Below are 21,701 nucleotides of genomic sequence, written 5' to 3' on the forward strand. Positions count from 1 at the left end.
ATGTCGAATCGAGATTTTGCCGAGCTGTCGCAACTGGAAGCGATCATTGCGCAACTCGGCGAGCGGGCTCAAGTAGAAGTCCGGGATCGCATTGACTTTGAAGGGCGCGAGTTTCCGATTTATAACATCGTCTTGGGTTCAATGCGGACCGACGTGCCGGTATTGGCCTTCTTCGGCGGCGTGCACGGCGTGGAAAAGATAGGCTCGGAAGTCATCCTGTCCTACCTGCAAACCATCGCACAGTTGTTGGACTGGGATGACGAATTCAATCAACGTCTGGAAAAGTCGCGACTAGTATTCGTGCCTATCGTCAATCCGGTCGGAGTCTTCCGCGGCACCCGAAGCAATGGAAACGGCGTGGATTTGATGCGGAATGCGCCAATCGAAGGCTCCGGCAATATCAAATTGTATAGCGGACATCGTTTGAGCCCGAAGCTGCCCTGGTATCGGGGAAACGGTTCCCAAATGGAAGCCGAAGCGCAAGCCCTGTGCGGGATCGTCGAAAAATACGTGTTCAATTCGCCTTTGTCCGTTGCGCTCGATCTGCATTCCGGCTTTGGGATCCAAGACCGGCTGTGGTTTCCTTACGCTTCCAAAAAAGAACCGTTTCCGAACCTTGCCGAAGCGCATGCGTTAAAGATCTTGTTCGACCGCTGCTACCCCACGCATTTTTATAAAATCGAACCGATGAGCGAGGAATACGTGATTAACGGCGATTTATGGGATTATCTGTACAACAACTACATGAACGCCGAGAATCGCCGTGGCCTATTCTTGCCGTTCACGCTCGAAATGGGCTCCTGGCTATGGCTACGCAAGAGTCCGTTGCATTTATTCCAGCGCCACGGATTGTTTCACCCTTTATTACCGCATCGACACCAGCGCATTTTGCGCCGGCATTTCACGCTATTTGATTTTCTTTATCGTAGCTTGCTATCTCCCGCCAAATGGGCAAAATTGAATGCCGAGCAGATGGCGTTTCATTATCAGCAAGCCATAAAATGTTGGTATGCCTAAACAAATCGGACAAAACTGGCTATTGTTGCGCGGCTTGTCGCGCGAATCGGCGCATTGGGGCGAGTTTTTGCCTTTATTGCGGTCAAGCTTTCCAATGGCCGAAATCTCGACGCTCGATTTACCGGGAACCGGTCAACGCTATAGGGAAACCAGCCCGTGTAATATGACAGAAATCGCCGCGGCGGTGCGAAAACAAGCACAAGAACAAGCTCTATTGGATCGTCCATTGACAATCATAGGTTTGTCTTTAGGCGGTATGGTAGGCTGGGAATGGATGCAAAGACATCCTGAAGATATTTGCGGCGCCGTGTTTATCAATACCAGCTTGGCTAGCCTAAACCCTTTTTATCATCGTTTACGCTGGCAGGCATATCCGAATTTTTTCAAGGTAATATTACAGCGCGATCAATTTCGACGGGAATTGGCCATCGTTAAATGCGTGATTAATCGACGAGATCGGGACGAAAAAATAGCCTCGGAGTGGGCAAATATTCAGACTAAACGTCCTATTCGATTTAGTACCACCTTAAGGCAGTTAATTGCTGCCGCTTGTTACTACCCGGAAGATAAAAAGCTCGAAGTACCGGTCTTGTTATTGGCAAGCCGGGGCGACCGATTAGTTTCCCCGACTTGTACGGACACGATTTGCCGGAAATGGCAGATTCCAATCAGGAATCATCCATGGGGCGGGCACGATCTCACGACGGACGACGGCGATTGGGTAGCCGCCCGTCTTCAAGAATGGGTCGAACAGGTTGAAATCGCTTAGAGATTATTTAATTTCAAACTCAGACTTATCGCGCCCTTGAGCCAATAACTCTTGCATCCATTTAGGCGCAAGACCTCGGCCGGTCCAAGTTTGCGAAGCATCGGCAGGGTTGCGATATTTCGCCGCCACTTTACTGCCTCTTCTCTCGACTCTCTTCTCGCCCTCATGAATCTCTACCGCCACACCAATCGACGCCGCCAGTTCCTTAATTTGAGCAATCACTTCCTTACGTCTGCTGGATTGCTTTTCTTTGAGTGCTTTCTCGGCATTGTCAATCAGTGCTTGTATTTCCGTTTCGGAGAGATTGTTAAAATCATTCATATGTACTTTATTCCTCTTAAATTAACAGCCCGATTAATTGTAACACTACATCAATATTAATAAACATCTATTTTAAGGGTTAACCGAAAAATTAACTTCACTGTAATCCTTTCCCTTTTTATCAATTAACGTCACGCGCCATTCTCCGACATCTTTTGAGCTTAACTTTTTACTAGATATCAACTTGAATTTATCAGTTTCGACGTCGAATTGTTTCTCATATACCAACCGGCCATTTTTAAACCAGTGATGAAATAATACCCTATTTTTCATGCCTTTAATTTCACTAAAATAAAAGGCATCTAAAGTTTGCTCCGGCTTTATTATCACTAGCGGTGTTAAAGGGTCGCCCGGCTCACCATATTGAGGGGCCGTAGTTAAAGAGGCTCTAATTACCCTTTTATCAAAAATGATAGCGGATGGCCGATTAGAACTAATTACCTTAGGACTCGATTTTACCGGTTCCGGCGGCAAATTATCGCCTGCCGGCTTCTGGGTTATTATTTCAGGCTTTTTTGCAGGCTCGACCGGTTGTTGGACCGGCTCTATCGATTTAGTCTCCTCAATACTTTCTACAACGGGTGCCTTATTCTCCTGAGTTTCTGTCCCAGAAGACAAAAAAATTATCAACCCGATAAGCAATACCGAAATTGCGAATACGCCGAATATACGTCCCTTATGCCACACAGTTACCATTTTCGGATCAATCAGTTCCTTCCTCTTCCTATCGTTATCGTAATTTATTCTAATAACCACTCGATTGCCTTTATCCGTCATTTTGTTTCTCGTTAAACTAATCAAAATACAGGCTCTCTCCAATAACGAGCGAACCCGTGCCGCGACTACATTTTTGCTTGGTAATATACCATTTTAGCTCTAACATATCGGGTAACACTTGCTGAAAACCCGGATGCCGCATGAGTACCTTGCGTAAACTGTTTGAAGAAACGTCGGCTTTATATGGCAGCAACGCGAGCTATATAGAGTTACTGTACGAGCAATATTTAAGCAACCCGGACGCGGTCACCGGGAAGTGGCGCGAACGATTCGACGACATTCATCGCGGCTCAACCGATGACACCCCTCATAGCGTAATCGTGGACCGTTTTGAAAAACTGGCTATTTCGGAACCGGGCAAACTGGCCAAAATGCAGGGCTTCACCGAACAAAGCGTAAAAAAGCAAGGCTCGGTTGCACGCTTGATCAATCAGTACCGGGTCAAAGGACATCAAATAGCCAACAATAATCCTTTGGGCTCGCCGAATGTGGTTCCGGCCGATTTGGAACCAATCTATTACGGCCTAACCAACGCCGACATGAAGACACTGTTCGATACCGGCAGTTTATGCGGTACGGAGCGTCTGCCGCTGCAAGCGATTATTCAAACCTTAAAAGAAATCTACTGCGGCAGCATCGGCAGCGAGTTTATGCATATCGTCGATGCCGAACCGAAAATGTGGATACGAAAAAAGCTGGAAGGGGCAAAGCCCAACTTCGCCAGCCATCCGGAAAAACGCACATGGATATTAAAGCTCTTAACCGCAGCCGAAGGTTTGGAGAAATATCTGCATCGCAAATATGTCGGGCAAAAACGTTTTTCTTTGGAAGGCGCGGAATCGCTGATTGTCATCCTGGACGAACTCGTGCAACGGGCCGGGGAAAACAAAGTGAGGGAAATGGTTATCGGCATGGCGCATCGCGGGCGTTTGAACGTATTGATCAACGTCCTGGGCAAAAGTCCGGCCGTGTTGTTCGGCGAATTCGAAGGGACTCATGCCTCTTCGCCGGGCGTATTGACCGGCGACGTTAAATACCATATGGGATTTTCGTCCAATATCGCCACGCCCGGCGATCCGATCCATCTAACATTGGCGTTTAACCCTTCACATCTGGAAATCATTAACCCGGTGGTCGAAGGGTCGGTTAAGGCCAGACAGGATAGACACGGCGTAGGCGGCATCGACGCTATCGTTCCGGTATTGATTCACGGCGACGCGGCCTTCGCCGGCCAAGGGATCGTTATGGAAACCCTGAACATGTCCGAAACGCGCGCGTTCACAACCGGCGGCACCGTACATATCGTCATCAATAACCAGATCGGTTTCACGACCAGCAATCCTTTCGACGCCCGCTCTACGCTATATTGCACCGATGTCGCTAACATGATTCAAGCCCCGGTATTTCATGTGAATGCGGACGACCCGGAAGCGGTGGCCTTTATCACCCAACTGGCGCTGGATTATCGAATGACTTTTCATAAGGATGTCGTCATCGACTTGATCTGCTATCGCCGACTGGGTCATAACGAAGCCGACGAACCGGCAGCGACTCAGCCCATGATGTATCAAAAGATACGCTCTCTGCTTCCGACCCGCCAATTATATGCGCAAAAATTAATCACGGAAGGGGTGTTGACCGACGATGCCATAAATAATATAGAGCAGGATTACTACCAGCATTTAAGTGAAGGCCGTTGCGTATCGCGCCCTATCGTCAAAAATCTGAATTACTCTTATTCCGCGCGTTGGGAAAAATACATCAACAAAGAATGGGACCAACCCGCCGATACATCGGTAACACTGGAACGCATCCAATTTTGCAATCAGCGCCTGCAGGAACTACCGAGCGATTTCGAAGTACACCCTAGGGTCGCCAAAGTCATGGAAGAGCGTAATAAAATGGCGGCCGGAGATATCCCCATGGATTGGGGCTTCGCCGAGAACATGGCCTACGCCACCTTACTTGTGGAAGGCTATCACGTGAGACTGACCGGGCAAGACATAGGCCGCGGCACGTTTTCGCATCGCCACGCGATATTATTGAACCAACAAGACGGCGACAGTTACATTCCACTCAAACATTTGACCGACGACCAAGGCCACGCCCAGATATTCAATTCTTTATTGTCCGAAGCCGGCGTGCTCGGTTTCGAATACGGGTATAGTTCGACCGAGCCGGACAAGCTCGTTATTTGGGAAGCGCAATTTGGCGATTTCGCCAATGGCGCTCAAGTCGTCATCGACCAATTCATTAGTTCGGGCGAAACCAAATGGGGCAAACTTAGCGGACTGGTCATGCTGTTGCCACACGGTTTTGAAGGACAAGGACCGGAACATTCCTCCGCCCGTTTAGAACGTTATTTGCAACTATGTGCCGATCAGAACATGCAAGTCTGTTATCCCACTACACCCGCGCAAATTTTTCACTTATTACGGAGACAACTGATTCGCCGATACCGCAAGCCGCTAATAATTATGAGCCCAAAAAGCCTGCTACGGCATAAATTGGCGGTGTCGACGCTACCCGATTTGACTAATGGCGCCTTTTTAACAATCATAGGCGAAATTGACGACATCGACCCTTATCATGTCACCCGCCTGGTCTTGTGCAGCGGCAAGGTCTATTACGATTTACTGGAAGCTCGCCGCGAAGATAATTTGAAACACGTCGCGATTATCCGTATCGAGCAACTGTATCCTTTTCCGAATGAATATTTCAAAGCCGAAATCGACAAATACCCAAACGTTGAATTAGTTGTTTGGTGTCAGGAGGAACCTAAAAACCAAGGTGCTTGGTATCAAAGCAAACACCATTTTTACGAAATGATCAATGAAGCCATCCCGATTTTATATGCCGGTCGCATACCGTGCGCAGCGCCCGCCGTAGGTAATTACAAGACCCATCTGAACGAACAAAAAACCGTTGTTCACACCGCCCTTTACGGCGAACATGAAGGAAGAAAAAATGAGTTCTGATATCTTGGTTCCGAATCTCCCTGAATCCGTCGCGGATGCCACCCTGGTCATTTGGCACAAACAACCCGGCGACTGGGTTGATGCAGGTGAAAATTTGGCTGATCTTGAAACCGACAAGGTAGTATTGGAAGTTCCCGCCCCGTCCAGCGGCGTATTGACCGAAATTCTGCGGAAAGCCGGCGAAACCGTAGTCGGTGGAGAGTTGTTGGCCAAGCTTGACGTAAAAAAACAAGCTAAAACATCCAGCACACCGGTAAGCAAAGAAGAACCCGCATCGAGTCCGGCTATATCCGACGCGCAAACACAAGCTGAACCCTCGACCAAAGCGAGCAACAAAGAAGCGCCATTGTTAAGTCCGTCCGTCCGCAAGCTGGTCGCCGAAAACGACGTTAACCCTTCCGCCATCGCCGGAACAGGTAAGCACGGCCGTATCCTGAAAACGGACGTATTGGATTATCTGAACGAACAACAATCCAGTCCCGAAGAGCCGACGCCAATTGCCGAGGCCAGCCAAGTGCCGTTGTCGGCGACCGTCGTCGCCAGTCTGCGGCCGGAACAAAGAGTGCCGATGACCAGATTGCGCGCCAGAGTAGCGGAACGCTTGTTGCAAGCTCAGCAAAATGCGGCAATGTTAACCACCTTCAATGAGGTTAATCTAAAGGCGGTCATCGACTTGCGCAACCAATATAAAGACCGGTTCGAGACCAAGCACAAAGTAAAACTGGGCTTTATGTCGTTTTTCGTCAAAGCATCCATAGAGGCGTTAAAACGCTTCCCCGCTGTTAACGCGTCGATTGATGGGAACGACATCATATATCACGGCTATTACGATATCGGTATCGCCGTCTCGACGCCGCGCGGATTGATCGTTCCCATTCTACGCGACGCAGATCAGCTCGATTTCGCCGGCATTGAAAAAGGCATACAGGATTTCGGCAGTAAGGCCCGTAACGGCTCGATTAGCGTCGAAGATCTAAGCGGTGGCACATTCACGATTACTAATGGCGGCATTTTCGGCTCCATGTTATCGACTCCTATACTGAATCCGCCGCAATGCGCCATCTTAGGCATGCATGCCATCAAAGACAGACCGATAGTCGAAAACGGAGAAATCGTGATCCGCCCTATCATGTATCTGGCGTTGTCCTACGATCACAGACTCGTCGACGGCAAAGAAGCCGTACAGTTTTTGGGCATCATAAAAGAAAGCCTGGAAGCACCCGCCCACTTACTACTCAACATCTGAACTAAAAGCGCGCATCGGTACACCCGGTGCGCCCCATCGCATTCATGCCGTCATGCGCCACACCATCCTTCCCGTTACACTTTATCAACAAAACTGCACACTGTTAGTCTGCGAAAAGACCAACAAAGCGGCCGTGGTCGATCCGGGCGGTGATTTGGAACGGGTATTGGCGGAAGTCAAAAAACAAGGCGTTGACCTGGAATCGATATTGGTCACGCACGGTCACATCGATCATATCGGCGGCGTCGCCGAGTTGGCCAAGATAATGAGTTTGCCGATCATAGGCCCGCATCGGGATGATGACTTTTGGATACAAAGCTTGCCGGAACAATGCCGAATGTTCGGATTCCCCCGATCCGACAGTTTCACGCCTAGTCGCTGGCTTGACGATGGCGACGAAGTGCGAGTCGGCGACGAAACGCTGCAAGTCATTCATTGCCCCGGCCATACACCGGGCCATATCGTGTTTTTCAGCGCCAGCGAGCGCTTGGCAATCGTCGGCGATGTGCTATTTAAAGGTTCGATAGGCCGCACCGATTTTCCGCGCGGAGATTACCAAACCCTGATCGACTCAATTCGGCATAAATTATGGCCGCTTGGAGGCGACGTCGCCTTCATTCCGGGACACGGCCCCATGTCCACGTTCGCCGCAGAAATGCGCAGCAATCCATTTGTCAAAATAACAAAATAGGCCCGCAATGTTGTTACCGTAACGTTAACATGTGTTGCATATTGAATCAGGCGTATTAGCCCTTTCCGCTAGTCGCGCCGAATTGCAACGTAAGCGGGCGACCGACCCTTTGCCGGCTATCAAATTTGGTTAATCGAGTAACTGCTCTGCGCGGATTACCTGCCGATCAAAATCGGTGTCATTTCGGCCTGCCTGTCTTGTAAACCTAACTGAGTGTCTTCACAGAAACCCGATTCTTCCCGGAACGCTTCGCATTGTACATAAACTGGTCGGCTGTCTTGATCATCATGTCCGGATCTAAAGGCGAACGGCTATAAGCGATGCATCCTATGCTAGTAGTTACCCTGTTTCCTAAATCTAGCATTTGATCGGAGATTGCTATTCGACATCTTTCGAGCACTTCGTGCGCATCATCGGCGGCAGTATTAGGCAAGATCACGGCAAACTCGTCTCCGCCGACCCGGGCAATTAAGTCGCTTGCCCGAAAAGTTGATTTCATTATGTCGGCAATGATTTTAAGAATTTCATCTCCGCGCTGATGTCCCTCGTCGTCGTTTACTGCCTTAAAATTGTCAAGATCGATATATGCCAAGGCAATAGAAAGGTTTTCCCTGCGGCAAAGCGCTATTAGGGCGCGTGCTTGTTCATCTAATGCGCGCGAGTTAAGAAGGCCGGTTAACGGATCAATCCTTGCCGCTTCATGTTCTTTAATCCTTGCTGCTTGTAATTGACGCACCAATTCCAATACCGTAATGAAAGCGATCGACTGAACGAGCAAATTCCATTCCCAAATCAAATCAGAACTGAATCGAAGACCGGCGTGATAATTTGCGACTCCCCACAGAATGGAACAGCTAACCGCAAATAGATAGCCACACGCTTGACTCAAACTCATACCCGCCAGAGTAATCGGCACAAAATAAAATGGTAAAAGCCGGATTTCACTTCCGGCATAAGCGTCAGTCATAGCAACGGCCATTGCGAGCAATATGGCTATACTGATTATCCATTTTCTAGGCAATTGACGGCTTATGTTCCAGGGATTAGGCATATTGCTTTAGGGTTGTTTTTTCAACTGATGCGGTCCTTGATCAAGGACGATACATCATGATGAGCCATGTGACCGTACACATCAACTAAAGATCATTATGCGTCGATTTTTCAAACCTAATCAGGCTTGAGGCTCATTCATATCCGAAATCCGCCGATGACCGCCGCCTGTTCTAAAAAGGAAGCATGCAGAGCTGCCGTCGATTTTAAGCACGTCCTAGACCGGCTAATGCCGAGGCTCATTCGATAGAAGCACTGCATATTACCGAACGAGCGCCGGCGATAACCATCATTCACCATACGAGCCGATTTGTAGTCATCGCAAAAAGTCAGCGACAATTTCGGTTTGTTTTACATCGCTGCGACAGCGATAAGGCGCTTGCCACCCTTTCCGCCGCCACCAATGCGCCTTCCAGATAACCGCCGTGTTCGGCGGCCGTTTCCGTACCGCCGAAAAACAATTTGTCGTTCCAATGGTCCATTTGCTGCCACGGATGACCATAATGCGGATGCGCCGGTGGCGGGATTTCGTCCAATTCGGTGGCGGTGTAAGCCTCGGCAAACCAATCCTGAATAAGGAAAGCGTGCGGTTTTGCCGCTTCCGGACCGAACAGGCTGACCAATTGCTCGACGATTAACGCTTCGAGATCGTCTCGATAGCGCCGACGCAACGCGGCCGGCAGCCCGAAAAATCCGGACAATGCCGCCACTTCGCCGCTTTCCGAGCAGGCGTCGAAAATTTCCATCAGCGCTGCGCCACGATATGCGGCCAATACGCTGCCGGAATAGTCCGCTTCCCGCCAGAACGGCCTTTCGTAATAAATCACGGCTTTGGCATGGCCCGCCATCCAGGTCGGCGTATCGTTCATTGCCTGTTGCAATCTGGCATCCAGCGCCGGTTCGAATTCGACACTGCCTATCAGCAAACGCGGCGGCACCGTTAACACCGCTTGTCTAGCAGCAACCGCCGTGACATTTCCGGCACACTCGAATTGTAGTTCGACATATTCGCCCATGTCGCCGATGCGCAGCAGGCGATGACCCGCATGCAGACTACAATTCGACACGCGCTCCAGCAGAACCTCTATCAGGCGATAGCTGCCGCCGGCTATCCTGCGTGCCGTCGCGTAAGTCGTATGGTCGAGATATGCCTGCGGCGGCAGTTGACGCTCGCTTTGGTACAAAGCCCTGCCGTCAAGCCACTGCGGAAAGGTATGCATCCCGTTTTCGGCTAGGAAGGCAGCAATGCGCCTCTGATCGTCGGGCCAAATCCAGCTCGGACCCAGGTCGTTTCTAAAGCCGGGATAGCCGGGCGGAGCAGCATGGCTCAATACGCGCCCGCCGAAGCGCTCTCTGGCCTCGAACAGGGCGAATTCGCGCCGCTGGCTTTGCAGGCGCCGCGCCAAGGACAGACCCGACAAACCGCCGCCGACTATCGCTATGTCCAGCATGGATAGACCGCCCGCTTCAGCCGACGAAACAAGCTCGACTGTTGGTTTGCCACAGCGGTATCTGCAAACCGTCGCCGTCGACAATGGGCAACATCAGTTTTCGACGCATGATGTCCCATACGCCGTCTTCGCGGCATCCGGCCCGGATACTCCATCCCCAACTGATACGGGGATATATCGGCGTCCAGATCGTTTTTTCGGCGCTCGACGGCGTGGCTTCTTGCATAAAATAACTGCTGTAGCGTTCCTGCACTGTCAACCCTTCCACGGCGGCGCCATGGATCTCGACCGGAATGCTCTGCGAGATAGAGGTTGTTATGTCATAAGCTTTCGATTCGCCTGCGGCTTGATTTTCGGACAACCAAGACATAGGCCGGTCATCGTCCCGATAAGGCAAATACAGGACAGGACAGTCTTCGTCGCCGCTATCCAATAAGGTAATTCGCTCCCCGTTGGCCAAAATCAGAAAACGCTGAGCTTGCACCAGATGCAATAGCCCCAGTCGGGCCGCAAAGACATCCGTCGTATAAGTCAGCTCGAAATGCGCCGATAAGCTCAGCGCGATATTTGATTCGTCCGAGATAATTTCCGGACCTTTTAGCGCGACTTGGTAGAATTCCAGACTATTGGTTTGCAATCGATAGGCCGAAAGCGCTTGGGCGGACGAACCGTCTTCGGATTCCAGACTCACTTGTAAGTCCGCCAGGTCGCAGTTCGTGTCCCAAACGTACGCGTCGATTTCGCCGTTGCGAGAAGCCAGGGCTGGCAAGACCTCGGCGGAATGTGCATCGAACCGGTAACCGCCTATCAGCCCGTGTACGGGCCGGCCGGCCACAGACGACGAGCTTTGCAGACGTACGCGCTTGCCGATCTCTAGGATCGGCAAGCGCGGTTTGGCGACCTTTTTTTTCGGCGGATATAAGTTATGAATGTATTCCGGTTGAGACATGTTAGCGGCTGATTTCCGTACGTGGATGCTGCCGCTTTCAATCAAAAAACGGTCCAATTGCTATGGTTTTTAATAGTTTGTTTAAATTCAAATAGTTGATATTAATTGCCGGATTTTTTCGGCCATTTTTCTGTCGTAAAATCGACAAATCCGCCGGTATTGTTGGAAATGCCCGCGGAAAACCGGTCTTTTCGGGAAAAAATCAAATGGAGTCAGCGCGATGCGAATCAATCCCGACCGCAACCCGACGGCCATCAAACGGTAAGCATTTATCTTATGGTAGACCATGCCGACGCAGCGCTGCTTTTTAAATGCACTGCCCGGCGCCGAAGCGAAATAGGGGCCATATATCGGCCCTCCTCCCCTTATTTCATCGACACCTTGCGAATAGTCGGCGATGAAAAAGCCGCATCATTAGTCACAACATTCCTACGGAGTCCGGCCGATTAAACTCAAGCTTTCGAATGAGAAACCAAACCTCAGCGCTTGATAAATTCCGCCGCTTCAGTCTGCGCCCAATACTCGAAATCGTCCACGCTGACGGGTTTACTGAAATAGAAGCCTTGTGCAATGTCGCAATCGTAGCTATTCAACAATGTCAGTACATCTTGGGATTCCACGCCTTCCGCGGTAACCGTCAAACCCAAATTGTGCGCGAGATTAATGGTCGCTTTAACGATCACGGAGTCGTTTTCGCTTTGCAGCATATCGATTATGAACGATTTGTCGATTTTCAGCTCGGTGAGGGGCATTTTTTTTAAATAGCCTAGCGACGAGTAACCGGTTCCGAAATCGTCGATGGAAAATTGATAGCCCATCTGGTGTAGACGCTGCACGATTTCTAGGGTTCGTTCCGGGTCGCTCATGATGGAACTCTCGGTAATTTCTAACATGATCCAGTCCGGTTGAATCCCCGCAGCCGCTGCCGTGCCGGCGATAATGTCCGACAGTTCCGGATCGTGTAAATCCCTGGCCGATAAATTGATGGATACGACGAGTTCCAGACCCCGCCTATGCCACTCGACGCATTGTTTGAACGCATGCTTTAACACCCATTTGGTCAAATGCTTAATCATGCGGGTCCGTTCGGCCATAGGCACGAATTCTTCCGGCGAAATAAAGCCGTGCCTGGGATGCACCCAGCGCACCAACGCTTCGGCGCCGTACAAGCGTCCGGTGCGGACGGATACTTTGGGTTGGTAATAAAGCTGCAATTGGTTCTGTTGAATCGCTCGCCGCAGTTCGCCCATCAGAGTCAAACGCCTGGGGCTATGGTCGTCGAACGAGGGAGAATAGACGACGTAGCCTTCAGAGGATTTTCCGGCCATAAATAAGGCCACGCCGGCTTTTTGCACCAAGGAGTCGACGTCGTCTCCGTGTTCGGGAAAATTGACGATCCCTATATTACAGTGGACTGTCAGGCTCAAACGTTCCGCCTTAAATGCCGGATCGAGCGACGATTGCACGCTTTTCGCCAATTCGATTCCGGCATCGGCATTGTCCGTCGCCTGCACCAACAGACTGAAAATATTCCCATCGATACGCGCGACGCTATCGACTCCTACCACTACGTGTTGCAAGCGGGTCGCCATTTGCTTCAATAGCAAATCGCTGGCATTGCGGCCCAAGGTATCGTAGATTTCTTTAAAATTGGCAACTTCGATTAACAGAATCGATAATAATTTGTTCTGATTGTTGGCGGAGAAAATAGCTTGCTCGACACGATCGTAGAACAACGCCCGGTTCGGTAAATCGGTCACCAAATCGTGGGTCGCGGAATAGTTCGCCTGCTCTTCCATGGATTCGGCCCGAGAACGCAGCTCTTGGGTTTGGTCCAGAATGATCGCCCCCGCCCGATAGGCTATTACCGAGCTGGAATATTGACCCCAAAAACCGAATATAAAGGGAATAGTATCCAGTACCCATAGGGCGTAATTTTCCGATTGAGCTTTACTGACGCTCTCTAAAGAAATTTCGCCGCTGCCGAAAAAAGCCGCTGCCAGAGTGGCGATTGAAATGGCGCCTATGGCAATCCCGACGCCATGATAAGCGCTTTTTGATACCTCGCTTTTTAGAATTTTAACGTTTTCGGAGAGTAAATTCTTAGCGAATTCCATGTAACCTCCCAACCGTTTTTCAAAGGTCTATTTGCCATTTTTTGCCTTGGTTTTTGTTCTTCCGTTAAAGCGGATGAACTGCATAGGAACAATACCGTTTTTACCGCCCGAGAGGCTACGGTACTATACCGGGTTCGGTCTAACGACGCGCGAAAAATATATCCGCCGTGACCGGGCTCCGGTGATAGCGACCGGCATCTTTTCAAACAAGCTTTCTTAGTGCCGCCGGATAATTCATCGGCGTGCCTTCCGGATTCATAATCAAACGAGATTCTCCTGCGCCCGCTCCGGCGCAGGCGGAATTGCAAGTCGCTTGGCTCCCAGCGCAAGCCTGCATGATGCTAAGATAAGCCTTATGGCTTAACTCCAAAAATACACTAACCAAAATCATCGTGACCACCTTATTTAAAATCCCGCAAAATCATCCGCAACGCTTTATCCTGCATAACGAAGTGCATGCAAGGGCTTCGTCCATCCGAAGCCTGCCCGTTAGGGCCAGTTATCTTGCATTATCGTTATCGAGCGCAGAAAAAATCACGGAATGTAAACATCTCAAAACCCTGTGCGAACGATTTGGCTCCGTATCGCCGGACGACGATGCCGACCACTTCACCGCAAGTTTTGATTCATTTCAAATGAGTTGGGAACAACACGGGGAATTCAGCTCCTATACCTTTTATGCCTACGACGCGGAAAAGGAACCTTTTTCGGATCCGGCTTTGAAAAAAGTACCGGTCGATTGGCTGTCGCAACTCAGCGGAAAAGTGATCATTGCCGTTCACGCTAGCGTCGTACCGGCAAAGGACGTTAATTACCAAAGCGAAATGGACTTATCGCCTATATCCCGTTATTTTGCCGGCAACCCGATCGTAGGTTCTCAAGTGACCGGCGGGGCCGCTTCCGTTTTCACCGATTTCCGCATCCATGTGGACGGGTTCAGCCGCTTTCTGGTTGTAAATAACGCTTTAAGAACGGCGCAAGCCGGACGGCTGTTGCATCGATTATTCGACGTTGAAGTTTACCGGGTCATGGCTTTGTTAGCCTTCCCGATTGCGCGCAAACTTTATCCGGAACTGAAAAAAGCCGACCGCCAATTGTATAGCATCACCAATTCGATGAAACAACCGGATAACGACGATGCTAAATTACTCGATGAGTTAACGGCATTGGCCGCAGAAGTCGAAAACCATATTTCATCCCATCAATTCCGTTTTGCCGCCGCTAGCGCCTACTACAAACTAGTCGGTCAACGCCTGGTGGACCTGCGCGAAGTGCGTATTCAGGGCATTCAGACCTTGGGCGAGTTCATGAAACGGCGCATGGAACCGGCAATGAACACCTGTAACTCAATCTCTCATCGATTCAATTTGGTTTCGGAACGGATTAGCAATGCCAGCCAATTATTGCGTACCAAAGTCGATATAGTTATCGAACGCCAAAATCAAGGCTTACTGGCCTCTATGGCTTTGCGCGCGAAAATGCAATTACGTATGCAACAAATGGTCGAGGGCATATCGATCGTCGCTATTACATATTATGCGGCGAGTCTTATCGGTAAAATCGCCGAAGCCCTCCATTCAATAGGATGGCAGCTTAACCCTGAATTTGTTGAGGGCGTATCGATTCCTTTAATTTTGGTCATTATCTCGATCAGCACGAAGCGAATTCACAAAATCATCGCCAATACTACCGATTCATAGACTTTTAATTTCGATCGGCACAGACACGATCAAAGCGGGACCGCCCGTGCAATGGAGTTTGACTGAACCGTGAAAATGAAAACGATGCTGGCGACGGACAATCTTGGCTAAGCGCAAGATAGCGATATTGGATAAGCGACGATCCAATTTTATAGATAAGACTTAAACAACAGGAGATAGGAGATGACGAAACCCATAAGCTGGCACCGCATCGCTCTCTCGCGCCATGAATACGAATCCGGTGAATTGAACGTGCTATTGGGGGCGTTCCGTGCAGCCTATGTGGCAAAAAACGGGCCCGCAGGCATGGCAATGTTCGGGTGCTGGAAAGATGATGAAACCTGCTATTTCGTTTATATCACGCCTAAATCGGTACGATATATTTCGCCGCTATTGGATGCCTATTCGGCAAAACAAATCGATACGCCCGACACATCGAGCCTCAGCTTGATCTATGGGGATGAATTGAGCCAATCCCATTTAACAGTTGAGTTCAAGGCTTGACGGCTTTGACCCGCTAAAAATGCGAGTCAACTTCTCTCCTCCAAACTCGCGGCACGCTTCAGCGGACATAGCGATCGCATCCGCAGCTTTTTAGCGCTCGCCACGACAAGGATAATAATATCGGCAAGCAGCCGGGCGAATTGTTATAGCCGCTTTCGTTAAGTGAAAACCAGGAGAGCCTGGAAGGAATTTTTATATAGACACGTTGTTGCCAACGCTGATCCTTGTCTAACGGCTAATATTCAGCCAGATCCAGCGGACGCGCTTTACATTCACTGAGAATCAAGTGAGCGGGATCCACCGAGAGCGCGAATGGAGCTACTTTCTTCAATGCGCTTAAGCCAAGTATCTGGCGTTCGGTCCCCTTAAATACAGCCGCTTCCACATCATGAACGATACAGCAGCAACCGATATTCAGATTGGAAATGCGATAAATCGGGACAATGACGTCGGTACCGTCGGCCATTATTCCGCCGACTTGCTTGACGTAGTCGACTTTTCCTCGCTCCTTCAGTAAATCAAGCGTAGCTTCGTTGATAGTAACGTAGTCAGAACCGGTATCAACCATAAGCTCGTTCCTGGCTACTCCGTCAAATTCGACTGGAACATAAAAGGTAGCCGTCCCTTTTTTACTCATCGGAACCGTCGTACCGAATTGAGCGGCTGGCACAGCTTGAGCTGGCGTTGCGAAAAAGTACAAACTAACAAATACAACAGTCAAGATATGTGTAAACATAATGACCTCGAAAATCAAATTACCTCACATCTGTTTGCTCCGCATATCGCATGCCATAAATACAAATCCTTTAGTTACAAATAGTTATCAGCATAAAACCTGGTTAACCGAAACTTAATAGCACCAAATTAGAGCATTTTGCATAAAAGAGCACCAAAATAGTACGCATTCAATTTCGATCCCAGCCGTATTTTGCAAAATTGTGTTGCATAATTAATTTCGATTCGATATAATTTAAGCCGCTCTTTTCAGCGTCTGGAATGGCGGGCGGAGTTAATTACTTATAACTAGATCAACAGCGGGGCTATAAAAATGAAAAAACCTACACCTATTGCAAGTTGGTTGGCAGCTTTGGTTATTGCTTTAATTTCAACTAACGTTTTGGCGGGTGCCGACAACTGCACGGCCTTCTATCCAAAGGTTCCTTATAACTGTGTATTGTTAAAAGTTAAGGATCTTCCCTCGGAACGCGCGGATTTTTCTGCCTTTGAAACGGGCGCGACCAAAGCTTCGGGTCACCATATGCAGTATAAACTTCGCTCCGTGTCGCGAAATACCGCGAGAAAATTACGAGCTCAGACAACAGAAATCGTAAATTAATACAGTGTGTAGCCGCTTCGGAAGACCCGATTTTAGATATCTTTACTTCCTTCTCAGCCAGGAGGCTGAGTTCAATATCATGTAATGAAAACCGGCAAATGGCCGCCGATGCTAGTTGCATAGGGTCAGAGGAGGCCGATGTCTCCCTGGCTGCAAGCGTACAAGGAATCCGCACTTCTTGAATGACTAACCGAGCGGCATTTAGGCTTTTAACACCGGTTCAATGCCTTTCATATGCGGCTTTTTTCCGTTTCGACGGGTCAGTCACTTCATGGACAGCGCCTTGTCAAATAAGGAAAGTCATCATTTCGCCTTACGTTAACGTTTATAGCAAAATAAGCCGGATGATCGGTAAATGCTCCGGACATAAATCAGCATGACGATCTCCATAACTTTGCCGGTTCCATGCTAGCCTTCGAGAGATTAATCCTGCCGCGTCTCTGGATAGGCCAAATCTGTTGTTAACAATAAGCCATTTTCGAAAATCAGCTTGGCGGCATCCTGCTTAAATTCCAAACCGTGTTTCGGCCGGTTGGGCATTTTCTCGTTTGTCATAATCACATCTACCGACAGTATAAAGTCCGCCTTTATAAGCGCTCCGGTCCCGCTAAACGGTTTCGCTTCAATAGCTTGACTCTTTTTTAAAGCCTGCCCGCCAAACAAATTCCCACGGAATCGGATATTTACCAATACAACCATTGTCGAATCGTCACTGTTAATAATTACTAGCAGTACTCCGACAAATTTGTCTACTTCCGAATGGAATTCAAACGTTAAGGAGAGTTATGTACATCAGAATCCTGCGAACACTCTTATTAATCGCATTAGGCATCGCATTGCAGGGGTGTGCGACATATGTGCCTTCGAGAGTGGCTGTCGGCTATTCATCCTATCCGTACGGCTATCGATATTACGGCTATCCGCCTGGTTATTACGGTTCCGGTATGGGTATTGGAATTTATCCAAGTTTCGGCTACCGCGAAGGCTGGGCCTACCGTGGCGGGTATTCCCGTGGCGGAAGATGGCACAATGGTGGCGGCCAACGACATTTCCGCAGCGGAAGATGGCGACACGACAGCGGTATGAGACATTATCGCCGCGGTAATCGGGAATACTGGGGCGAACGTAGACAATTTCACGGCGGGAATCGGGGGCTCGGAAGCGGACGCGGACAATTTCGCGGCGGGAATCGGGGGCTCGGAAGCGGACGCGGACAATTTCGCGGCGGGAATCGGGGGTTCGGAAGCGGGCCTGGACATGTTCGCGGCAACCTTGGACACCGTCGTTAACACTGGGGCAAGCAGACCGACATGCCGATTACTCAGATGCTAGCCTTCGGGGTTGCATCGTTTTAGAATGGCCCGACGGATGACGCTTTATTCCGTGTCCGCGGTCAGGTTCAATCATGGTACGCCGCCAGCCTATGCTTTCGAAACCAAAACCATAACCTCAGCTTCGACGAGAATGCCCTGAAGGCCTTTGATGTTAAAGGCGGCTGAACCAACTGAAGCGCCGCATTGCCGCAGGACAACGCAAAACCGGCTTTTTCGGGAAATAAGCGAACTCCGCTCGCATCTAATTATGCCTAAAAGCACTCGCAATCTTTGCTCACATCGAAAATTTTGCGGCGAATTCAGTCATCCAGAATGAGGTTTTAAACAGTTTTGCAACCCTTGCGCCAGTGCGGATGCGATTAACGTCCTAATCGAATCCATTTGTAACTTTTGCTCATCATCTCGATTGATGATGATGCCCGCTTCAACCAAGACCGCCGGCATTTGCGCTTCCTTCAACACAACCAGATCATCATGGTAATAGACGCCGAAGTCTTGATCAGCCCACAGCCGATTTTCACCGCGGATCGGCTCGGCATGATGATTTGACGATCTAAAGCCTGCCGCTTTAAGCGATTCACCGAGCAAGCGAGCGCAATCAAGACTCTGTTCCGGGTATGGATTCTTATGCGAAACAAACAAGGAAAATCCGGAGAAATCGTCGCTATAACTGAATTCGCTATTTCGCCATTTCCATCGCTTCAAATATTTTTCTTGCGCCGAGTCATGATGGATGGACAGTAAAAGTTCGGCGCGGTTGGCATTTGCCTTAGCGGCGCGCTGTTTTAATTCCACCATCCTGCCGTCTGCGCCAATCAGGAATGAATCGATTCGACGCGCATCCAAAACCCGCTGTAGCGATTGCGCTAAATCGACGTTAAATTCGAACTCCGGTTTACCTCTTGCGCTGATTGCTCCGGGGAATATTCGAGAATGGCCGACATCAATCGCTATTTTGACGGAATCGGCAAGGCCGAAGCGGCGGCTGCAGAGCAGCAAGCATGCGATAAACAGCAGTTTCTTGACGCTCATTACGCTTGACCAGCCATTACCGATTCCGCAAGATTTATCCGGCCTTAAGTTAATCCATTCAGAAATTGACTTAGAAGGCGGCTCGGGTTTTATCGATAATCGGACAAGTCCGCATTACCGTGTTCTTCAATCTGCGCCGCTATCCAGTCATGCAGCGCCCGTAGTAACTGGGGAGATACGGTTGAAAAACGAATTTGCGCGCCATTCGGCAAGGCCTTGTATTCGTACTTGATCTCGCCCTGTTTCGCCGTTTTCATCCGGGCCAAACCCGGCATATCGCTACCGTGAAAACGTTCGGTGGATGAAAAGTCGTTTTGACTATATTCCGCCGCCGTTTGACGCAAATACTGTTGTATCAGTTTTATTTGTTCGGCATCGGCGTCGGCCTTGGCAACGATCTGCATGACACCACCATTTGCAGTTTTGGCAAACCCCTCAACGGCTTGATCGACCACATAAGGCACTCGTTGGTCAACACCGAGCTTGTCGGCGTGCACATTTTCGGAAACCGTCTCTTTCGCATGCGTTGTAAAACCCACAAATGCGAGACCCAGCGTCATTAGCGCAATTTTTTTCATGTTCATAGCCTCAGGCAAATAAGATATAACAAACCACGCAAACACCGAGCATACAGGCTATCAAAAAATTGCCATCGCATCGCCGTAGCTGAAAAAGCGGTAGCGCTGTTGAATGGCGTGTTGGTAGGCGCTCATCACGGCATCGTAACCTGCGAATGCCGATATCAACATCAGCAAAGTCGACTCCGGCAAATGAAAATTGGTCAGCATGGCGTCGACGGTTTTGAATCGATAACCGGGCGTGATGAACAGCCGAGTATCGCCACATCCCACTTTTAATTCACCCGAAGCGGAAGCCGACTCCAAAGCCCGGACCGCCGTCGTGCCGATGGCGACAACCCTGCCGCCGCGTTTTTTCGCGGCAGCGACCGCATCGACACATGCTTCGGATACTTGAAAAAACTCCCTATGCATCACATGCCGGCTTAAATCCTCTTCCCTTACCGGCTGGAACGTACCGCTGCCAACATGCAAGGTCACAAACGTTTTGGGAATGCCTTTTAGCTCCAAGCGTTGCATGATTTCATGGTCGAAATGCAAACCGGCAGTCGGCGCCGCCACGGCGCCGGCTTGTGAGGCAAATACGGTTTGATAGCGCTCCAGATCATCTTTATCGTCGGCTCTGTCGATATACGGCGGTAAAGGTATGTGGCCGATCTCGGCCAATAATTCCAACAAGGTCATGTCGGTTTCAAACTGCAACTGAAATAAATCGTCCTCGCGCTCCAACACCCGACAAGTAACGCCATTAGCTAGTCGAAGTTCGGCACCGGCCTTAGGCGACTTGCTGGCTCTGACATGAGCCAGCGCATGATGGGCATCCCGAATGCGTTCAATCAGAATTTCAACCTTACCGCCGGTACTCTTGTTTGCGAATATGCGTGCCGGAATGACTTTGGTATCGTTGAAAACCAGTAAGTCGTCCGGGGTCAAAAGACTCAAAAAATCAATAAATTGTACATCGGCGACTTCGCCCGTTTTACGGTTTAATTGAAGCAATCGACTGGCGCTGCGTTGGGCTAGGGGTTTCTGCGCAATCAGCTCGGGTGGGAGGTGATAGTTAAAATCGCTTTTTTTCATGAACGGATGAAGCGGATAAAAACAACATTACCGGAGAAATCGGCAACGGCAGGAATAGATGAGCAAAGATCCCCATCTATTCAACGCAAAGAATAATTAGGCCTTTTTGACGAATTCCGATTTCAAACCCATCGAGCCGATACCATCGATTTTACAATCGATGTCGTGATCGCCGTCGACCAGGCGAATGTTTTTAACTTTGGTTCCCACTTTTACCACCGATGAAGAACCTTTTACTTTCAGATCCTTTATAACGGTCACGCTATCGCCGTCCTGTAACACGTTGCCGTAAGCATCTTTGACGACGCGTTCGTCGCCGGCAACATCGCCCGGCGCATCCGCCGACCATTCGTGTGCGCATTCCGGGCAGACGTAAAGCTTGCCTTCTTGATAGGTATATTCAGAGCCGCATTCGGGACAATTTGGTAAATCACTCATTATCTAATTTCTAAGGGTTAGTGGATAAAAAGAAAGGTATGATGGATACGCGATTGAACCTACTCGGCTGGAAATCCGGCGACGCTTTAGGACCGCGGCCCCGAAAATTTGAAACGACTGTATATCAGCACCGGCCATACTCGGGAAGTCGGAATGCATTGCAACTAGCCGGGAACCGATGCGGCTGCCCGTGCCCGGGACAACACATGGTAACGGTTTAAATTCAGACGCTCGCCGTCGCGCCGGCAAACCAACACGGGTCAACGGTCTCGCGCCGCGAATCAGGATAGGCGACGATCGCTGGCCATCTATGCCGCCGATAAGTTAGCATAA

Annotated in this window: 21 protein-coding genes; 9 read left to right on the forward strand and 12 right to left on the reverse strand. The window is 49.7% G+C overall.

Going from position 1 to position 21,701, the window contains the following annotated elements:
* Both ACW73I_RS03620 and ACW73I_RS03625 read left to right on the forward strand, forming a co-directional pair.
* Positions 1 to 1,017 (forward strand): M14 family zinc carboxypeptidase, encoded by a 1,017-nt coding sequence (locus ACW73I_RS03620; RefSeq protein ID WP_458027856.1) that lies wholly within the window; start codon positions 1 to 3, stop codon positions 1,015 to 1,017.
* The gene (locus ACW73I_RS03625; protein ID WP_458027857.1) at positions 1,010 to 1,786 is read left to right on the forward strand and encodes an alpha/beta fold hydrolase; all 777 of its coding nucleotides are present in this window, start codon (positions 1,010 to 1,012) and stop codon (positions 1,784 to 1,786) included. Before ACW73I_RS03620 ends, ACW73I_RS03625 begins: the two co-directional genes overlap by 8 nt.
* A 3-nt stretch (positions 1,787 to 1,789) precedes the next feature.
* Here ACW73I_RS03625 and ACW73I_RS03630 read toward each other — a convergent pair whose 3' ends face one another.
* Together ACW73I_RS03630 and ACW73I_RS03635 are read right to left on the reverse strand one after the other, a co-directional pair.
* Positions 1,790 to 2,107, reverse strand: a complete 318-nt coding sequence (locus ACW73I_RS03630) for an H-NS histone family protein (RefSeq protein ID WP_458027858.1) — start codon at positions 2,105 to 2,107, stop codon at positions 1,790 to 1,792.
* Positions 2,108 to 2,179: 72 nt separating this feature from the next.
* Positions 2,180 to 2,884, reverse strand: coding sequence for a DUF2914 domain-containing protein (locus ACW73I_RS03635; RefSeq protein WP_458027859.1), 705 nt, complete (start codon positions 2,882 to 2,884; stop codon positions 2,180 to 2,182).
* A gap of 140 nt (positions 2,885 to 3,024) precedes the next feature.
* Here ACW73I_RS03635 and ACW73I_RS03640 point away from each other — a divergent pair, with 140 nt between their 5' ends.
* The 3 genes from ACW73I_RS03640 to ACW73I_RS03650 are packed head-to-tail and all read left to right on the forward strand — an operon-like array spanning position 3,025 to position 7,799.
* A complete protein-coding gene (locus ACW73I_RS03640; protein WP_458027860.1) occupies positions 3,025 to 5,862 on the forward strand; it encodes a 2-oxoglutarate dehydrogenase E1 component in 2,838 nt (945 codons plus the stop codon).
* On the forward strand, positions 5,852 to 7,108 hold the full coding sequence (odhB, locus tag ACW73I_RS03645; protein WP_458027861.1) for a 2-oxoglutarate dehydrogenase complex dihydrolipoyllysine-residue succinyltransferase: 1,257 nt from the start codon (positions 5,852 to 5,854) through the stop codon (positions 7,106 to 7,108). The genes ACW73I_RS03640 and odhB overlap by 11 nt, the downstream gene beginning before the upstream one ends.
* A 52-nt stretch (positions 7,109 to 7,160) precedes the next feature.
* Positions 7,161 to 7,799 (forward strand): MBL fold metallo-hydrolase, encoded by a 639-nt coding sequence (locus ACW73I_RS03650; RefSeq protein ID WP_458027862.1) that lies wholly within the window; start codon positions 7,161 to 7,163, stop codon positions 7,797 to 7,799.
* Between the two features lie 205 nt (positions 7,800 to 8,004).
* Here ACW73I_RS03650 and ACW73I_RS03655 read toward each other — a convergent pair whose 3' ends face one another.
* The 4 genes from ACW73I_RS03655 to ACW73I_RS03670 form a co-directional block, all read right to left on the reverse strand.
* The gene (locus tag ACW73I_RS03655; RefSeq protein WP_458027863.1) at positions 8,005 to 8,766 is read right to left on the reverse strand and encodes a GGDEF domain-containing protein; all 762 of its coding nucleotides are present in this window, start codon (positions 8,764 to 8,766) and stop codon (positions 8,005 to 8,007) included.
* Between the two features lie 412 nt (positions 8,767 to 9,178).
* The gene (locus ACW73I_RS03660) at positions 9,179 to 10,300 is read right to left on the reverse strand and encodes a flavin monoamine oxidase family protein (protein ID WP_458027864.1); all 1,122 of its coding nucleotides are present in this window, start codon (positions 10,298 to 10,300) and stop codon (positions 9,179 to 9,181) included.
* Positions 10,301 to 10,316: 16 nt separating this feature from the next.
* Positions 10,317 to 11,249 carry a hypothetical protein gene (locus ACW73I_RS03665; protein WP_458027865.1) on the reverse strand — a complete coding sequence of 311 codons (933 nt, stop codon included), beginning with the start codon at positions 11,247 to 11,249 and terminating at the stop codon, positions 10,317 to 10,319.
* 479 nt (positions 11,250 to 11,728) lie between these two features.
* Positions 11,729 to 13,366, reverse strand: a complete 1,638-nt coding sequence (locus ACW73I_RS03670; protein WP_458027866.1) for a putative bifunctional diguanylate cyclase/phosphodiesterase — start codon at positions 13,364 to 13,366, stop codon at positions 11,729 to 11,731.
* Positions 13,367 to 13,758: 392 nt separating this feature from the next.
* Here ACW73I_RS03670 and ACW73I_RS03675 point away from each other — a divergent pair, with 392 nt between their 5' ends.
* Positions 13,759 to 15,066 carry a DUF3422 family protein gene (locus ACW73I_RS03675; protein ID WP_458027867.1) on the forward strand — a complete coding sequence of 436 codons (1,308 nt, stop codon included), beginning with the start codon at positions 13,759 to 13,761 and terminating at the stop codon, positions 15,064 to 15,066.
* A 183-nt stretch (positions 15,067 to 15,249) separates the two neighbouring features.
* Complete coding sequence (locus ACW73I_RS03680; protein ID WP_458027868.1) at positions 15,250 to 15,570, forward strand: hypothetical protein; 321 nt, start codon at positions 15,250 to 15,252, stop codon at positions 15,568 to 15,570.
* Between the two features lie 235 nt (positions 15,571 to 15,805).
* Here ACW73I_RS03680 and ACW73I_RS03685 read toward each other — a convergent pair whose 3' ends face one another.
* On the reverse strand, positions 15,806 to 16,306 hold the full coding sequence (locus tag ACW73I_RS03685; protein WP_458027869.1) for a retroviral-like aspartic protease family protein: 501 nt from the start codon (positions 16,304 to 16,306) through the stop codon (positions 15,806 to 15,808).
* Between the two features lie 312 nt (positions 16,307 to 16,618).
* Here ACW73I_RS03685 and ACW73I_RS03690 point away from each other — a divergent pair, with 312 nt between their 5' ends.
* Positions 16,619 to 16,906: a hypothetical protein gene (locus tag ACW73I_RS03690; protein ID WP_458027870.1), complete on the forward strand. Its 288-nt coding sequence runs from the start codon at positions 16,619 to 16,621 to the stop codon at positions 16,904 to 16,906.
* Positions 16,907 to 17,329: 423 nt separating this feature from the next.
* Here ACW73I_RS03690 and ACW73I_RS03695 read toward each other — a convergent pair whose 3' ends face one another.
* Positions 17,330 to 17,605 (reverse strand): hypothetical protein, encoded by a 276-nt coding sequence (locus tag ACW73I_RS03695; RefSeq protein WP_458027871.1) that lies wholly within the window; start codon positions 17,603 to 17,605, stop codon positions 17,330 to 17,332.
* Between the two features lie 156 nt (positions 17,606 to 17,761).
* Here ACW73I_RS03695 and ACW73I_RS03700 point away from each other — a divergent pair, with 156 nt between their 5' ends.
* A complete protein-coding gene (locus ACW73I_RS03700) occupies positions 17,762 to 17,992 on the forward strand; it encodes a hypothetical protein (RefSeq protein WP_458027872.1) in 231 nt (76 codons plus the stop codon).
* Between the two features lie 551 nt (positions 17,993 to 18,543).
* On the opposite strand, the gene ACW73I_RS03705 is transcribed toward ACW73I_RS03700, so the two are convergent.
* The 4 genes from ACW73I_RS03705 to ACW73I_RS03720 all read right to left on the reverse strand — a co-directional run bounded on the left by ACW73I_RS03705 (position 18,544) and on the right by ACW73I_RS03720 (position 21,368).
* The gene (locus ACW73I_RS03705) at positions 18,544 to 19,272 is read right to left on the reverse strand and encodes an N-acetylmuramoyl-L-alanine amidase family protein (RefSeq protein WP_458027873.1); all 729 of its coding nucleotides are present in this window, start codon (positions 19,270 to 19,272) and stop codon (positions 18,544 to 18,546) included.
* 89 nt (positions 19,273 to 19,361) lie between these two features.
* Positions 19,362 to 19,850 carry an aspartate carbamoyltransferase gene (locus ACW73I_RS03710; protein ID WP_458027874.1) on the reverse strand — a complete coding sequence of 163 codons (489 nt, stop codon included), beginning with the start codon at positions 19,848 to 19,850 and terminating at the stop codon, positions 19,362 to 19,364.
* Positions 19,851 to 19,910: 60 nt separating this feature from the next.
* Entirely contained in the window at positions 19,911 to 20,930 is a 1,020-nt protein-coding gene (queA, locus tag ACW73I_RS03715) for a tRNA preQ1(34) S-adenosylmethionine ribosyltransferase-isomerase QueA (RefSeq protein ID WP_458027875.1), read from the reverse strand.
* A gap of 96 nt (positions 20,931 to 21,026) precedes the next feature.
* Positions 21,027 to 21,368 (reverse strand): zinc ribbon domain-containing protein YjdM, encoded by a 342-nt coding sequence (locus tag ACW73I_RS03720; RefSeq protein ID WP_458027876.1) that lies wholly within the window; start codon positions 21,366 to 21,368, stop codon positions 21,027 to 21,029.
* Between the last annotated feature and the right edge of the window lie 333 nt (positions 21,369 to 21,701).

This window comes from Methylomonas sp. MgM2 (assembly GCF_054172045.1).